The organism is Citrobacter sp. CK198 (assembly GCF_030333295.1).
Classification (GTDB): Bacteria; Pseudomonadota; Gammaproteobacteria; order Enterobacterales; family Enterobacteriaceae; genus Citrobacter_B; species Citrobacter_B koseri.
Genome location: NZ_JAOWGE010000007.1, coordinates 89,344 through 105,008, shown reverse-complemented (window position 1 = coordinate 105,008; position 15,665 = coordinate 89,344). Strand labels below are relative to the sequence as shown.

Annotated in this window: 13 protein-coding genes, 1 tRNA gene and 1 pseudogene; 6 read left to right on the top strand and 9 right to left on the bottom strand. The window is 54.1% G+C overall.

Features of this window, described 5'->3' with window-relative positions; genetic code table 11:
- Nucleotides 1-227: 227 nt before the first annotated feature.
- Nucleotides 228-1,004 carry a siderophore-interacting protein gene (locus OGY62_RS01055; RefSeq protein ID WP_048902454.1) on the top strand — a complete coding sequence of 259 codons (777 nt, stop codon included), beginning with the start codon at nucleotides 228-230 and terminating at the stop codon, nucleotides 1,002-1,004.
- A gap of 59 nt (nucleotides 1,005-1,063) precedes the next feature.
- Here OGY62_RS01055 and OGY62_RS01050 read toward each other — a convergent pair whose 3' ends face one another.
- Complete coding sequence (locus OGY62_RS01050; protein ID WP_286458886.1) at nucleotides 1,064-2,722, bottom strand: glycerone kinase; 1,659 nt, start codon at nucleotides 2,720-2,722, stop codon at nucleotides 1,064-1,066.
- Nucleotides 2,723-3,316: 594 nt separating this feature from the next.
- Here OGY62_RS01050 and OGY62_RS01045 point away from each other — a divergent pair.
- Nucleotides 3,317-4,414, top strand: coding sequence for a glycerol dehydrogenase (locus tag OGY62_RS01045; RefSeq protein ID WP_024130968.1), 1,098 nt, complete (start codon nucleotides 3,317-3,319; stop codon nucleotides 4,412-4,414).
- Between the two features lie 105 nt (nucleotides 4,415-4,519).
- Complete coding sequence (gene dhaR / locus OGY62_RS01040; protein WP_012135209.1) at nucleotides 4,520-6,445, top strand: dihydroxyacetone kinase operon transcriptional regulator DhaR; 1,926 nt, start codon at nucleotides 4,520-4,522, stop codon at nucleotides 6,443-6,445.
- 54 nt (nucleotides 6,446-6,499) lie between these two features.
- Here dhaR and OGY62_RS01035 read toward each other — a convergent pair.
- Nucleotides 6,500-6,598 (bottom strand): annotated as a pseudogene (locus tag OGY62_RS01035) (hypothetical protein); the annotation flags it as partial.
- 562 nt (nucleotides 6,599-7,160) lie between these two features.
- Here OGY62_RS01035 and OGY62_RS01030 point away from each other — a divergent pair.
- The gene (locus OGY62_RS01030; protein ID WP_012135206.1) at nucleotides 7,161-7,484 is read left to right on the top strand and encodes a DUF1889 family protein; all 324 of its coding nucleotides are present in this window, start codon (nucleotides 7,161-7,163) and stop codon (nucleotides 7,482-7,484) included.
- A gap of 115 nt (nucleotides 7,485-7,599) precedes the next feature.
- Here OGY62_RS01030 and OGY62_RS01025 read toward each other — a convergent pair.
- Nucleotides 7,600-7,675, bottom strand: a tRNA-Ile gene (locus OGY62_RS01025).
- A 125-nt stretch (nucleotides 7,676-7,800) separates the two neighbouring features.
- Between OGY62_RS01025 and mug the strand changes: the two genes are divergently transcribed.
- On the top strand, nucleotides 7,801-8,307 hold the full coding sequence (gene mug / locus OGY62_RS01020; RefSeq protein ID WP_012135205.1) for a G/U mismatch-specific DNA glycosylase: 507 nt from the start codon (nucleotides 7,801-7,803) through the stop codon (nucleotides 8,305-8,307).
- A 51-nt stretch (nucleotides 8,308-8,358) separates the two neighbouring features.
- Here mug and rpoD read toward each other — a convergent pair whose 3' ends face one another.
- The 3 genes from rpoD to rpsU all read right to left on the bottom strand — a co-directional run bounded on the left by rpoD (nucleotide 8,359) and on the right by rpsU (nucleotide 12,559).
- Nucleotides 8,359-10,233, bottom strand: a complete 1,875-nt coding sequence (gene rpoD, locus OGY62_RS01015; RefSeq protein WP_256372597.1) for an RNA polymerase sigma factor RpoD — start codon at nucleotides 10,231-10,233, stop codon at nucleotides 8,359-8,361.
- Nucleotides 10,234-10,433: 200 nt separating this feature from the next.
- A complete protein-coding gene (gene dnaG, locus OGY62_RS01010; protein WP_012135203.1) occupies nucleotides 10,434-12,179 on the bottom strand; it encodes a DNA primase in 1,746 nt (581 codons plus the stop codon).
- 164 nt (nucleotides 12,180-12,343) lie between these two features.
- A complete protein-coding gene (gene rpsU / locus OGY62_RS01005) occupies nucleotides 12,344-12,559 on the bottom strand; it encodes a 30S ribosomal protein S21 (protein WP_001144069.1) in 216 nt (71 codons plus the stop codon).
- Nucleotides 12,560-12,796: 237 nt separating this feature from the next.
- Between rpsU and tsaD the strand changes: the two genes are divergently transcribed.
- Nucleotides 12,797-13,810, top strand: coding sequence for a tRNA (adenosine(37)-N6)-threonylcarbamoyltransferase complex transferase subunit TsaD (gene tsaD / locus OGY62_RS01000; protein WP_200029825.1), 1,014 nt, complete (start codon nucleotides 12,797-12,799; stop codon nucleotides 13,808-13,810).
- An 86-nt stretch (nucleotides 13,811-13,896) separates the two neighbouring features.
- Here the strand turns inward: tsaD and ureG are convergent, their stop codons facing one another.
- Genes ureG through ureE form a run of 3 tightly spaced genes read right to left on the bottom strand, consistent with a single transcriptional unit; the run spans nucleotide 13,897 to nucleotide 15,656 of the window.
- Nucleotides 13,897-14,514 (bottom strand): urease accessory protein UreG, encoded by a 618-nt coding sequence (gene ureG / locus OGY62_RS00995; protein WP_200053356.1) that lies wholly within the window; start codon nucleotides 14,512-14,514, stop codon nucleotides 13,897-13,899.
- A gap of 9 nt (nucleotides 14,515-14,523) precedes the next feature.
- The gene (locus OGY62_RS00990) at nucleotides 14,524-15,198 is read right to left on the bottom strand and encodes an urease accessory protein UreF (protein ID WP_200029822.1); all 675 of its coding nucleotides are present in this window, start codon (nucleotides 15,196-15,198) and stop codon (nucleotides 14,524-14,526) included.
- The gene (gene ureE / locus OGY62_RS00985; RefSeq protein ID WP_200029820.1) at nucleotides 15,198-15,656 is read right to left on the bottom strand and encodes an urease accessory protein UreE; all 459 of its coding nucleotides are present in this window, start codon (nucleotides 15,654-15,656) and stop codon (nucleotides 15,198-15,200) included. Before ureE ends, OGY62_RS00990 begins: the two co-directional genes overlap by 1 nt.
- Nucleotides 15,657-15,665: the final 9 nt, after the last annotated feature.

The following is a 15,665-nucleotide window of genomic DNA, read 5'->3' as shown; positions in this document are numbered from 1 at the left end:
TTTTATTTAGATATATCTAATTTATATCTAAAACTTGTAATCTTGCAAGTCTGTCGATTTTTATTTTGTTTAATTTATTGATTTTAAAGTGATTAAAATTATTTTGTATTGTGAGGTATATCGAAAGTTACTGTATCAAAAAAGTGCTTGCAATCTTCATAACTAACAATCATTATCATTTAAAATTTAATTTAGATATATCGTATTATCTGCATGAAGGCGAAAAAATGATAAATACATCCTCACGCTACCCACAGCGCGTTCGTAACGAACTGCGTTTTCGTGAACTTACCGTTCTGCGCGTCGAGCGTATTAGCGCCGGTTTTCAGCGCATTGTTCTTGGCGGTGAAGCGCTGGAAGGCTTTAGCTCGCGCGGCTTTGACGATCACACCAAAGTGTTTTTCCCTGAACCGGGCAGCCTGTTCGTTCCTCCGACGGTAACGGACGAAGGGATTGTCTGGGGAGAGGGCGTACGTCCTGCTTCCCGCGATTACACGCCCTTATATGATGAAGAGCGGCACGAGCTGGCGCTGGATTTCTTTATTCACGACGGCGGCGTGGCGAGCACATGGGCAGTAAACGCTCGCGAAGGCGACACGCTCACCATCGGTGGGCCGCGTGGATCGCTGGTGGTGCCGGAAGACTATGCATATCAGGTTTATGTCTGCGATGAGTCAGGGATGCCAGCGCTGCGCCGCCGCCTGGAAGCGCTCGAACGCTTGTCCGTTCGCCCGCATGTTACGGCGCTGGTCAGCGTACAGGATGCCGCGTATCAGGATTATCTGGCGCATCTTGATGGCTTTGCCATTGAATGGGTGGTCGGACACGATGAACAGGCGATTGATGAGCGACTGGCGCAATTAACGGTGCCGGAGGCGGATTATTTCATCTGGATCACGGGTGAAGGGAAAGTGGTTAAGCATCTGAGCCGTCGCTTTGAGACGGAACAGTTTGATCCGCAACGGGTGCGCGCCGCAGCATACTGGCATCGTAAGCCGGCTTAATCATTCCTTACAGGTGGAAGTTTAACCGGGCCACTGCGGGCCCGGTTTTCTGCTGACTATCAGGCGTTGTGACTTTCCGCCAGCGCTTTAAACACCATTGCCACGGCGTGTGCGCCAGGGTCCATATTGCCAAGCAGGCTTTCGCTGCTGAGGTAGGATGCGCGTCCGGCGTTGGCTTTGCTGGACTGACAGGTACGTTCTGCGCCATTTTGCGCGGCGGAAAAGGCCGCGTGCAGATCCTGTGGCTGCGCAAGCAGCGATGTCAGGGCCGGCTGTAAAGCGTCGATCATGGTACGGTCGCCTTCATCCGCGCCACCGTAATACTTCATCTGCGCCAGACCGGTATTCAGCGCTTCCGCCACACTGGCGCCTTGCTCCAGTTTCTGCCCCGCAGCGGTAAAGAAAATGGACATCAGCACACCGCTGGAGCCGCCCATGACGACGGTCAGACGTTCGCCAATGAGTGCGAACAGCGTGGCGAGATGGTCGAGCGGCAACTGCTGACGGTGTAGCAGGCCCGCGATTTCACGCGCGCCTGCCGCAAAAGTTGAGCCGGTATCGCCGTCGCCGACTTTGGCATCCAGCGCGTTAAGATCCATTTCCAGATCGGACAGCGTGCGGGTGACCTGCTCAACAATCCCGGCAACTAACGCGTTCTCTGAAGGCTGAAACTCTACTCGCGCGCTTTGCAGTGAGGATGGCATAATGGTTATCTCACGCGGCGGCACTGGCGTTTGCCAACTGCTGGTTTCCACCCCGGAGAGCAACGCTTTTTCGATACTTTCTTCCAGCACCATTGCCGTCAGTGAAAAACCTTTCATGTCCAGCGCAGTCACCAGCGAAGCCGGGCCGATAAGCCAGTCGATACGTTTATGCAGCGGGCTGCGCGCCAGTTCACGCGTGATGATGGCCATTTCCGCGACGGAGACGCCGCCAAGGTTATTGACCATCACCGCCAGACGACCGGTCTCAGGCAGAGCGGAGAGGAGTTTGTCGGCCATCAGGCGTACAATCTGCGCGCTGTTTTGGGTATCAATGACTGATGCGCCGGGTTCACCGTGGATCCCCATGCCCAGCTCAGACTGATTAGGATGATGGCGTGGCGCGTTCTCTGTCTCCTGCGGCAGATGGCAACTGGAAATCGCAACGCCAAGACTCACGGTATTGTTGGCGGCGTACTGCGCTTCACGCAAGACGGTCGCCAGGTTGTAGCCGCGTTCGGCAAAATAGCCGGCGACTTTATGAACCAGAATGGTGCCTGCGATACCGCGCGGGTGCTTATTGTCTGGCAGCGAAATGTCATCCCCGACAATCAGCATTTCAACGTTGTAGCCCAGACGGCGCGCTTTCTCTGCCGCAAGGCCGAAGTTCAGACGATCGCCGGTATAGTTTTTTACGATTAACAGGCAGCCGGCGTCGCCAGTGACCGCCTGAATAGCGGTCAGCACTGCATCGACGCTGGGGGAGGCAAACAGATCGCCGCAGACGGCAGCGGTTAACATGCCTTTCCCGATGAAACCAACATGGGCAGGTTCGTGCCCGGAGCCGCCGCCGGAAATCACCGCGACGTTGCTACGGTTCAGATCGCGGCGAACCACGACACGAATCGCCGGATCGCTCTCCAGGCGCATCAGATTGTTCCACGGGCTGGAGATAATCGTTCCTTCAATGACGTCATTGACGAGATGGGGTCGCTGGTTAAAAAAGAATTGAGTCATAACAGTTCCTGGAGAGTGGGAAAAACAGACCCCCGGCTGCACATTATGGTTGCGGAGGCGCTCATCATCGGGACGCTGCGGGGCAGGTCGGCGATGAGGAGATTCTGGCTGAGTTCATGAAGAAAAAAATTTGAGGAAAATGAGTTTCATTACGAAACGAAATTATTCTTTTATGTTCCGTAATGAAACGTTTTCTGATGGAAAAAAGCCAAAATGCGAGCCGGAGCGCGCCTTTTTCCCGCTCATTCACGCAGAAAAGTTGGCCGGACAGAAAAATATTTTCCTGTCTTGTCGGCAATCAACGGCGAAAACCACGCATGATTCCCCTTTTTTCAGAGGCATTATGAGAAGGCTGAACGGATCGGGATCGCAATCCTGCCGTTTTTTAGGGTTTATTGTTCCACTATGAAACGTGATGAATTTTTCTGTGTTCCATTTCAGAACAAAAAGAGGAAAGATTTTTTTGGCGATGCCTCGTCCTACAGTGATTGCATCGCTCCGGTATCGCTCCGTTTTCGCCATTAACACAGGGCCAAACAGAATAACGCCAGGGCTCACCATGTAAATACATGCACTTATTTGAGGATGACAGGAATGCTAAAAGTTATTCAATCTCCAGCCAAATATCTCCAGGGACCTGATGCTTCTGTCTTATTCGGTCAATATGCCAAAGACCTGGCGGACAGCTTTTTCGTGATTGCAGATGACTTCGTCATGAAGCTGGCGGGAGAGAAGGTGCTGAATGGCCTGAATAGCCACGAAATCCGTTGCCACGCAGAACGTTTCAATGGCGAATGCAGCCATGTTGAAATCAACCGTCTGATGGCCATTTTGAAACAAAAAGGCTGCCGTGGCGTGGTGGGGATCGGCGGCGGGAAAACGCTTGATACGGCAAAAGCCATTGGTTACTACCAGAAACTGCCGGTCGTTATTATTCCGACTATTGCGTCCACCGATGCCCCGACCAGCGCATTGTCGGTTATCTATACCGAAGCGGGCGAGTTTGAAGAGTATCTGATCTACCCGAAAAACCCGGATATGGTGGTGATGGACACGGCAATCATCGCCAAAGCGCCGGTGCGTTTACTGGTGTCCGGGATGGGGGATGCGCTTTCCACCTGGTTTGAAGCGAAAGCCTGCTATGACGCCAGAGCGACCAGCATGGCGGGCGGGCAGTCTACGGCGGCGGCCTTGAGCCTGGCGCGCCTGTGTTATGATACATTGCTCGCAGAAGGTGAAAAAGCGCGTCTGGCGGCTCAGGCTGGCGTTGTGACTGATGCGCTGGAACGTATCGTTGAAGCCAACACCTATCTCAGCGGCATTGGCTTTGAGAGCAGCGGTCTGGCCGGGGCGCATGCGATTCACAACGGTTTCACTATTTTGGAAGAGTGCCACCATTTGTATCACGGCGAAAAGGTCGCGTTTGGCACGCTGGCGCAACTGGTATTACAGAACAGCCCGATGGAAGAGATCGAAACCGTACTGGGGTTCTGCGAGAAAGTGGGGCTGCCGATTACCCTCGCGCAGATGGGCGTGAAAGACGGCATTGAAGGGAAAATTCAGGCGGTGGCGAAAGCGACCTGCGCGGAAGGCGAAACCATCCACAATATGCCGTTTGAGGTGACGCCGGACAGCGTTTATGCCGCGATTCTGACGGCGGATCTGTTAGGCCAGCAGTGGCTGGCGCGTTAATCCGCCTTTAGTTACGTTCCCTTCCCGAGATAAACAGGCAGTTTCTCCTCCCCTCTGACCGTTCCGGCCGGAGGGGTTGTCTATGGTAAAACAGCGGAAAAGGATATGACGGCTCAGACGCAGGACATCGGGAAGGAAGTATCTTCCGTCATCGCTCAGTCATGGCATCGTTGCAGCAAGTTTATGCAGCGAGAAACCTGGCAGACGCCGCACCAGGCGCAAGGGCTGACCTTTGAATCGATTTGCCGACGCAAAACGGCGTTGCTGACGATAGGCCAGGCTGCGCTGGAAGATGCCTGGGAGTTCATGGATGGACGACCTTGCGCGCTGTTTATCCTGGATGAATCCGCCTGTATCTTAAACCGCTGCGGCGATCCCGGGACGCTGGAGAAACTGGCGGAACTGGGCTTTCTCGACGGCAGCTACTGTGCGGAAAGCATCATCGGCAGCTGTGCGCTGTCGCTGGCAACCATGCCGGGGCAGCCAACCAAAACGGCCGGAGAGCAGCATTTTAAACAGGCGCTGCACCCGTGGTCATTCTGCTCAACCCCGGTATTTGATAATCACGGCCGCCTGTTTGGCTCCATTTCGCTCTGCTGTCTGGTGGAGCACCAGTCAGTCTCTGATTTATCGCTGACGCTGGCGATCGCCCGTGAAGTGGGAAATTCACTGTTAACTGATAGCCTGTTGGCCGAGTCTAATCGTCATCTGAATCAGATGTACGGGCTGCTGGAAAGCATGGACGATGGCGTTATGGCGTGGAACGAGCAGGGCGTGTTGCAGTTTCTCAACGCGCGGGCGGCCACGATGCTGCATCTGGATACGCAGGCCAGCCAGGGGAAAAACATCCATGATCTGGTCAATTTGCCTGCCTTGCTGCGTCGCGCCATTAAACACGCCCGCGGGTTGAGCCATGTCGAAGTGACCTTTGAAAGTCAGCATCAGTTTGTTGATGCCGTCATTACCCTGAAACCGATAGTTGAGGAGCAGGGCAACAGCTTTATTCTGCTGCTGCACCCGGTGGAGCAAATGCGCCAGTTGATGACCAGTCAACTGGGGAAAGTGAGCCATACCTTTGAACAGATGTCGACGGACGATCCAGAAACGCGTCGGTTGATCCACTTTGGCCGCCAGGCGGCGAGGGGGAGCTTCCCGGTTCTGCTGTGTGGTGAAGAAGGGGTGGGCAAAGAGCTTCTCAGCCAGGCTATCCACAACGAAAGCGAACGCGCGAGCGGGCCTTATATCGCCGTAAACTGCCAGCTCTATGCCAATAGCGTGCTGGGGCAGGATTTTATGGGCAGTGCGCCGACCGATGATGAAAATGGTCGTCTGAGTCGCCTTGAACTGGCGAGCGGTGGCACGCTGTTTCTGGAAAAAATTGAATATCTGGCGCCGGAGTTGCAGTCCGCGCTGCTGCAAGTGATCAAGCAGGGCGTGTTAACCCGCCTTGACGCGCGACGTCTGATCCCGGTGGATGTGAAAGTGATCGCGACGACCACGGTTGATCTGGCGAATCTGGTTGAGCAGAACCGCTTTAGCCGTCAGCTTTACTATGCCCTGCATTCGTTTGAAATTATTATTCCTCCGCTACGCGCGCGGCGTAACAGCATCCCTTCGCTGGTCTATAACCGGCTGAACGGCCTGAAAAAACGCTTTTCAACCAGCCTGAAGGTGGATGATGATGCGCTGGCGCAACTGGTGGCCTATTCCTGGCCGGGCAATGACTTCGAGCTGAACAGCGTCATCGAAAACATCGCTATCAGCAGCGATAACGGCCACATCCGCCTGAGTAATCTGCCGGAATATCTGTTTTCTGAACGCCCCGGCGTGGATACGACATCATCGCTGTTACCCGCCAGTCTGACGTTTACGGCTATCGAGAAAGAGGCGATTATCCATGCCGCCCGCGTCACCAGCGGACGGGTGCAGGAAATGTCTCATTTGCTGAACATTGGCCGCACTACGCTGTGGCGTAAGATGAAGCAGTACGACATCGACGCCAGCCAGTTCAAGCGCAAGCATCACGACTAGACCGGCTTTCGCCGGGTGCTCCCGGCGATATCCGCGAATTTTTCCGGGTTACAGCCCGCCCAACAGTTTGCAGCGTTCGCCCACAACCGAAATGGCATTGGGGCCGAAAAAGTTCACATTTGGCACCAGATAATCAAACACACGATAGCTCATAATAAGACCTTCCCGGGTTCGGATGAGCATTCAGAGAAACAGCGCAACGCAGTTTCTGCCAATAACATATCCTGCTACGACGTACAGGGCTGAGGCCGCAATGAATTATCGCGCGTGGTAAATGTTTTATTTCGTGTTCTTTATTTTGTCGCTCTCAGGTATTAAGTCAACAGGATAAAAATTGCTCAATTGATAACGCAATTATCTTCCAGACGTATTTTTTGATTAATGTCATTCGACATGATCACACTTTTCTCTACAGACCATTATTTGTGTTTCATACTGAAACTCATATTTTTAGAGGCGTATCAAACTGGAGTGTAATTAATTTTGTTTTTTCTCTCGGTGAACCCGGCACTGGCCGCCCCTCACCAGGCGTCTAATCCCCCACACTTGCTGCGCTTGTTGTCTCCTGCCTTGCGGGCTATCTGGTTGATCTGTGGAGAGGAAGACGGATGGTGTTGTGACTCACCTCGAAACCTGGTTGAAAGAAAAGGATAAATTTAATGATTTCTTTGATATTAAGTTCAATCCAGGGGCATATTAGAGAGGTGTTTTTCAGATGGTTAATTTTAAGGATAAAAGTATGCCAGCAGTCATTGATAAAGCCTTAGATTTCATTAACGGTATGAATACATCCGCTTCAGTTCCACACCCAATGGATGAAAGTACAGCCAAGGGGATTTTTAAATATTTGAACGAGTTGGGGGTTCCGGCGAGAGCAGAAGATGTGGCAGCCCGAGGCGATCGGGAAGGGTGGAATGCCGGGTTTACGGAAAAATTGGTCGGGTGGGCTGAAAAAATTGCGTCAGGAGAACGGGTGCTTATTAAAAACCCTGAATATTTTTCTTTATATATGCGAGAGCAGCTTCGGGCGCTGGTATAAGCTGAGCGCGCGCAAAAAGATCTATCTGCCCCTATGCTCTCGCCTTCAATTCGGGAGCATCTATTCCGGCCACCCAAAAAAAAGGACCTGCGATTTCTCGCAAGTCCTTGATATTTGGTGGCCCCTGCTGGACTTGAACCAGCGACCAAGCGATTATGAGTCGCCTGCTCTAACCACTGAGCTAAGGGGCCGTGGCGGTGGATTATAAAGTAACTCCGTGTTGCAATCCAGCCATAACCGTACGGATGCTGTTTTTATAAACAACGTATTTTCAATCCGTTATACTTTCAGCCTGATGTATCGTTCAGGAGTTAACATGGTTAAGGACATACTGGCGCGGGAGCTGAGAGTGGTATTTTGCGGCATCAATCCCGGCCTCTCTTCTGCGGGGACAGGGTTCCCGTTCGCGCATCCTGCCAACCGTTTCTGGAAGGTAATCCACCTTGCCGGATTTACCGGGCGTCAACTGAAACCGGAAGAGGCGCAGCATCTGCTGGATTTCCGCTGTGGCGTTACCAAATTTGTCGACAGGCCTACCGTGCAGGCGAACGAAGTTAAGCTTCAGGAGATGCGTAGCGGCGGCCATAAGCTCATTGAGAAGATTGAGCACTATCAACCTGCGGCGTTGGCGATTCTGGGCAAGCAGGCGTTTGAGCAGGGATTTAGCCAGCGCGGCGCGCAGTGGGGAAAACAGACGATGACCATTGGCGATACGCAGATCTGGGTGTTGCCGAATCCCAGCGGCTTAAATCGCATCAGGACGGAAAAGCTGGTGGAGGCGTATCGGGAACTTGATGAATCGCTGGTGGTTGATGGGCTGTAAGCGGTAAAAAAAACGCCACCTTGCGGTGGCGTTGATGCTTATGCGGCGAGATTAATCATCCAGGAAGCTACGCAGCACTTCAGAACGGCTCGGGTGACGCAATTTACGCAGCGCCTTCGCTTCGATCTGACGGATACGTTCGCGGGTAACGTCAAACTGTTTACCCACTTCTTCCAGCGTATGGTCGGTGTTCATATCGATACCGAAACGCATACGCAGCACTTTTGCTTCACGCGCCGTCAGGCCAGCCAGCACGTCGTGCGTTGCGGCACGCAGGCTCTCGGTGGTGGCAGAGTCCAGCGGCAGCTCGAGGGTGGTATCCTCGATGAAATCCCCCAGATGCGAATCTTCATCGTCGCCGATCGGCGTTTCCATGGAGATAGGCTCTTTGGCGATCTTCAGCACTTTACGGATCTTGTCTTCCGGCATCAGCATGCGCTCGGCCAGCTCTTCTGGCGTCGGCTCGCGACCCATTTCTTGCAGCATCTGGCGGGAGATACGGTTGAGTTTGTTGATGGTCTCAATCATATGCACCGGAATACGGATGGTGCGCGCCTGATCCGCGATAGAGCGAGTGATCGCCTGACGAATCCACCAGGTGGCATAGGTGGAGAATTTGTAACCACGACGGTATTCGAACTTGTCTACCGCTTTCATCAGACCGATGTTGCCTTCCTGAATCAGATCCAGGAATTGCAGACCACGGTTGGTGTATTTTTTGGCGATAGAGATAACCAGACGCAAGTTCGCTTCAACCATCTCTTTCTTCGCACGGCGGGCTTTCGCTTCGCCGATGGACATGCGGCGGTTGATGTCTTTTACCTGCTCGATGGTCAGGCCGGTTTCTTCTTCAATCTGTTGCAGTTTTTGCAGGCTGCGCTGAACGTCTTCAGTGACATCGTGCAGCTTTTCGGACCACGGCTTGTTCATCGCAATGGCGGCATTGAACCAGGTTTCGCTGGTTTCGTTGCCGGTGAACAGGGTGATGAAGTTTTTCTTCGGCATTTTGCACTGCTCAACACAGAGCTTCATGATCAGGCGTTCTTGCGTGCGAACGCGATCCATCATGACGCGCATGCTGTTCACCAGGTAGTCGAACTGCTTCGGCACCAGGCGGAACTGCTTAAACACTTCAGACAGCTTCAGAATTTCGGTCTGCGCATCGGCGTGGCTGCGACCTTTCGCTTTGATGGTGTCACGGGTGACTTCGTACTGCGTACGCAGCTCTGCGAATTTTTCGCGCGCCAGTTCCGGGTCGATGCTGTTGTCGTCATCGCTGCTGTCGTCGTCTTCTTCTTCGTCTTCATCATCGTCGTCGTCCATCTCTTCCTGAGAGAGTTCAGAACCGACGTGCGTGGCGGTAGGCGCCATATCTTCTTCAGCGTTCGGGTCAACAAAGCCGGTGATCAGATCTGACAGGCGAGCTTCTTCGGCTTCAACGCGATCGTACTGTTCAAGCAGATAAGTAATCGCTTCCGGGTATTCGGCAACGGAGCATTGAACCTGGTTGATCCCGTCTTCGATACGTTTAGCGATGTCGATTTCGCCTTCACGGGTTAACAGTTCAACCGTACCCATCTCACGCATGTACATGCGTACCGGGTCAGTGGTACGACCGATTTCAGATTCAACACTGGATAAAACTTGAGCAGCAGCTTCTTCCGCGTCTTCGTCGGTGTTGTTGGTGTTTTCAGCAAGCAGCAGATCATCGGCATCCGGTGCTTCTTCCATCACCTGAATACCCATGTCGTTGATCATTTGGATGATGTCTTCGATTTGATCTGAATCGACGATATCTTCCGGCAGATGGTCATTGACCTCGGCATAGGTCAGATAGCCTTGCTCCTTACCACGGGTGACAAGAAGCTTCAGCTGTGACTGCGGGTTTTGCTCCATAAGACGGTATCCACACTTATTTCGTTTGATTGGTGTCGGCGGTGTATCTGCCAACCTTTAAAGCGAGGGCGTACTTATATTTTTGCCGCTGCCTCTCAGTGCGGCTGTCGGGGGCTTCCCGATCGCTATTCGGCACTTAAGCCGTTAAATACGTCATCCTTCAAGTTGTCTCTGCGTTAGCTGCGTTCTCTTGCTGCCTTAATACAACTTGAACGATTTTGTCTATCAATTCATTTTTTGGCCAGTTCCTGGTTCAGCGTCCAGAGTTCCCGGCGTTCTTCGTTGCTTAAACCGTGTGTGCGATCGCGAGCAATCAACTCTTCCTGGCGCAGCTTAAGCATCGAATCAAACATATGGTTGAGTGAGTCGGTGAAGGTTTTTTCAGCAATGTCCTTATCAGCTATATCGTCCCACATCGACAATTTTTCAAGGGTCGCAGCACTATTTGTGCCGCGATAATGTTCTAAAAGTTGGCCGGTGGTCAGACCTGGTTGAGACAAACAAGTGTTGACCAGTTCTTCAAATAAGCCAAGCCCGGGCAGCTTTTTTTGATCCAGACCGCCTAGCGGTGGTACTAACGGCGCCAAATCCGGGTTTTGTACCAGTAACCCTATAAGTATACGCATGGTCGTGCGTTTTAGCTGCGGAGCAGGGCGTACCGTGCCACTTTCTGCCTGTTTTGGCATTAAGCGGTCAAGCTGGCTATCGTCAAAGATGCCTAATTTCAGCCCCAGCATCTGTCGTAGCTGGATCCTGTGCGTATCTCCGGGAACCTGGTTAATCAGCGGCAGCGCCAGCGCGGCAAGCTGCGTACTTCCATCCGGCGTGCTCAAATCAACCTGCGGCAAGAGGCTATTGAAGAGAAACAGAGAGAGCGGCAGAGCCTGCTCCATCCGTGCTTCGAATGCTTCTTTGCCCTCTTTACGCACCAGCGTATCCGGGTCTTCGCCATCAGGCAGGAACATAAAGCGCAACTGCCGTCCGTCGGTGATATAGGGCATTGCCGTTTCAAGCGCTCGCCATGCCGCATCGCGTCCGGCCCGATCGCCGTCATAACAGCAAATCACATTGTTAGTCGCCCGGAATAACATGTGGATATGGTCGGCTGTTGTCGATGTCCCCAACGATGCCACGGCGTAGTTAATGTCGTACTGCGCCAGCGCGACAACGTCCATATAGCCTTCAACAACAAGCAGTCGCTGCGGTTCAGCGTTATGTTGCTGAGCTTCATAAAGGCCATACAGCTGTCGACCTTTATGGAAAATATCGGTTTCCGGGGAGTTCAGGTATTTCGGCGTATCGTTACCGAGTACGCGACCACCAAAACCAATCACCCGTCCTCGTTTATCGCGAATCGGGAACATCACCCGATTACGGAAACGATCGTAGGTTCTGCCCTGGTCATTGTTGACCAGCATTCCGGCATCCAGTAACAGCGCTCTGTTGTCGCTATTATTACCGAAACGTTTTAATGCATTATCCCAGCCTGGCGGAGCGAAACCAATCGCGAAGCGTTGAACGATTTCAGCGCTAAGGCCGCGTTTTTGCAAATATTGGCGCGCAGGCTCTGCTGTGGGGTGGGCGAGCGACTGTTGATAAAACGCATTCAGCCCGTCCATTAACTGATAGAGGTTTTGCCGTTGATGGCGCTCTATCTGGCTAAGACCTGTCCCTGCTTCGTAGGGAATTTCCAGGTTGTGCATTGCAGCCAGTTCTTCGACGGTTTCCACGAAATCGAGCTTGTCGTAGTTCATGAGGAAATCGATCGCGTTGCCGTGCGCGCCGCAGCCAAAGCAGTGGTAAAACTGTTTTTCACCGTTCACGGTGAAAGAGGGGGTTTTTTCGTTATGGAACGGACAGCACGCGTGAAAATTCTTGCCCTGCTTTTTCAGCTTCACCCGCGCATCGATCAGATCGATGATGTCGGTGCGTGCCAGCAGGTCATTGATAAATACGCGTGGGATTCGTCCAGCCATATGCCCCTTTTATACACTTCATCTTTCAGGCGCCGCTTTGCCGCATCCTGAATGATTTTGTATATATGCCAATGCATAAACGAAAATAAGCCGCGCATTCCTTTCGGAAGCACGGCCTTACAACTACAACTCGGTCTGAATCGAGAGCTTACGCCCTCAACGCATTAGTACAGACGAGTGCGGCGTGCGTTTTCGCGAGCCAGTTTCTTCGCGTGACGTTTCACTGCTGAAGCTTTAGCGCGCTTACGTTCGGTAGTCGGTTTTTCATAGAACTCACGACGACGAACTTCCGCCAGAACACCTGCTTTTTCACAGGAACGCTTGAAGCGACGCAGAGCTACGTCGAACGGCTCGTTTTCACGTACTTTAATTACCGGCATGTGCCTCTCACCTTTGATTAAATCGGTTTGCCGCTGGCATCAGCGCCAGCTTATTTCAAAATGGTGCGGAATTTTACTGCAATTGCTGCTGCTTTGTAAAGCACCGACGCCTTTTTTGAAAGGGACTTTTATAAGGGTGAGGAGTATACACGAGGCTGTCGCCAGGGGCGAACAAAGTTTTACATCAACCCGCATTGGCCCTACACTGCGCGGTATCAGAGTGAGGTAAAACAAGTCATGCGTGTACTGGGTATTGAGACATCCTGCGATGAAACCGGCATCGCTATTTACGACGACGAAAAAGGTCTGTTAGCCAACCAATTGTATAGTCAGGTGAAATTACACGCTGACTACGGCGGCGTAGTGCCTGAACTGGCCTCGCGCGACCACGTACGCAAGACCGTGCCGCTGATCCAGGCGGCGTTGAAAGAGTCGGGTCTGACGGCGAAAGAGATTGATGCCGTGGCCTATACCGCAGGGCCGGGTCTGGTGGGGGCGCTGCTGGTCGGCGCGACCGTTGGCCGTTCGCTGGCGTTTGCCTGGAATGTTCCGGCGATTCCGGTACACCATATGGAAGGGCACCTGCTGGCGCCGATGCTGGAAGACAATCCGCCGGAATTTCCGTTCGTGGCGCTGCTGGTCTCCGGCGGTCATACCCAACTTATCAGCGTGACCGGGATTGGTCAGTATGCGCTGTTAGGCGAATCCATTGACGATGCGGCCGGTGAAGCGTTTGATAAAACCGCCAAACTGCTGGGACTGGATTACCCTGGCGGCCCGATGCTGTCGAAAATGGCGGTGCAGGGCACCGCAGGGCGCTTTGTCTTCCCGCGTCCGATGACCGACCGTCCTGGGCTGGATTTCAGCTTCTCCGGGCTGAAAACGTTCGCCGCAAACACTATCCGCAGCAACGGTGATGATGAACAGACCCGCGCCGATATTGCCCGTGCGTTTGAAGATGCGGTGGTGGATACGCTGATGATCAAGTGTAAGCGAGCGCTGGATCAGACCGGCTTTAAGCGTCTGGTGATGGCGGGCGGGGTGAGCGCCAACCGCACGCTGCGTGCGAAGCTGGCGGAAATGATGCAAAAACGGCGTGGCGAAGTGTTCTACGCACGGCCAGAGTTTTGCACCGATAACGGCGCGATGATCGCCTACGCCGGTATGGTGCGCTTCAAAGCCGGCGCAACGGCGGATTTAGGCGTGAGCGTGCGTCCTCGCTGGCCGCTGGCGGAGTTGCCTGCGGCGTGATGTTTTGCCCGGTGGCGGCTTCGCTTACCGGGTTTACAATACCGTAGGCCGGGTCAGGCGAAGCCGCCACCCGGCGATAAAAAACGCTACGCCCGCAACATCCCTTTATCTTCCAGAAACGCAATAATCGTCGCCAGGCCGTCACCGGCTTTCAGGTTGGTAAACGCCCACGGCCGATCCCCGCGCATACGCATTGTATCGCGCGCCATCACCTCCAGCGACGCGCCCACATACGGCGCCAGATCCGTTTTGTTGATCACCAGAAAATCGGATTTGGTGATCCCCGGCCCGCCTTTACGCGGGATCTTCTCGCCTTCGGCAACGTCGATCACATAGATCGTCAGATCGGCCAGCTCCGGGCTGAAGGTGGCGCTCAGGTTATCGCCGCCGCTCTCGACAAAGATCAGATCCAGGTTGCCGAATGTCTCGCTTAATGCTTCCACCGCCGCCAGGTTCATTGAGGCGTCTTCGCGAATGGCGGTATGCGGACAACCGCCGGTTTCCACGCCGACAATCCTTTCCGGCGCCAGCGCGCCCGCTTCGGTAAGAATGCGCTGATCCTCTTTGGTATAAATATCGTTAGTCACCACCGCCAGTTGATAGGTATCGCGCATCGCTTTGCATAACGCTTCCAGCAGGGCGGTTTTACCGGAACCCACCGGACCGCCCACGCCGACGCGCAGGGGATGTTTATAGTCGTTCATCGTGTCTCCTCAGGAGCGAAATAATCGGCAATATTGTGTTTCGTGACGAGCAGAAGCGATGGCGGCCAGCGGCGTGGATGAGCCCAGATCCGCATCCGGGCGAGCCAGCGCCTGCGCCATACCCTGCGCGTAATGGTCGCAAAGCGAAAGAATGAGCTGCTGCGCCGCCTGTTGTCCGAAGGGCACCAGCTTCACCCCCGCCATCACCGCGCTTTCTAACCAGCTGTAGCCGAGGCTTAACGCCAGATCCGTCAGCGGGATGCGCCAGCGCACGCCCAGCCACGCCATACCGCAGAGCTGGCTGTCGGCAAAAAGCGGACGCCACGTCTGCGGGCAGTCCGGCACCCAGTCCACCACCAGGCGTGTAAACGCCGCCCCCCGGCTACGCTCTTCTTCGCGCAGTTCCCGGGTTTCCCGACAGGCCAGCAGATATGCGCTCCAGCGGCGAGCGGCGGTAACGTCATTCCGTTCACAGGCGTGGTACAACCGGGCGAAAACCGGCAGGTCGACGGTAAAAAAGTTCTGCTCCAGCTGTTGCGTTTGCCAGTGCGCAAAGTCTTCCGCGTTTTTCACCCAGCCGATCTCCACCGCCCACTCCAGCCCCTGAGACCAGGTAAACGATCCCACCGGTAAACTGCTGCTGGCGAGCTGCATCAGGCGCAGCCGTTGTCTGGCGTCAGTCATCAGTGGGCGTGGCCGTGGTGATGGCCGTGAGATTCGCTGGCATATGCTCCCGCCTCCGGTTCAAAGGGCAGATGCGCGAAAGTCACCTCTAAGCTGAACTGGCGCAGCATGTCGTCGAGTACGTAATCGTGGTGATAGCGCAGCTCGTCAGGCAGAATTTGCAGCGGAACGTGGCGGTTGCCCAGGTGGTAGCAGGCTTTGGCGAGCAGGAACGGATCGGCGCAGCGCACGACCGAAACGGCTTCGTTTGCGGCGATGATCTCCACCACCTCTGCGCCATCTTCCGTACTCAGGCGATCGCCGCCGCGTAACAGCAGACCGCGCGGCAGCAGTAAACCGGCTTCGCGTCCGTCGCCCAGCACTACCTTCGCCCGGCTTTTGACGCGGACATCAATAGGGAGCGTCAGCGTTGCCGTGACGGCGGCGGGCGTTTCAATACGTTGCGTCAGATACAGCATGTCGTCTCC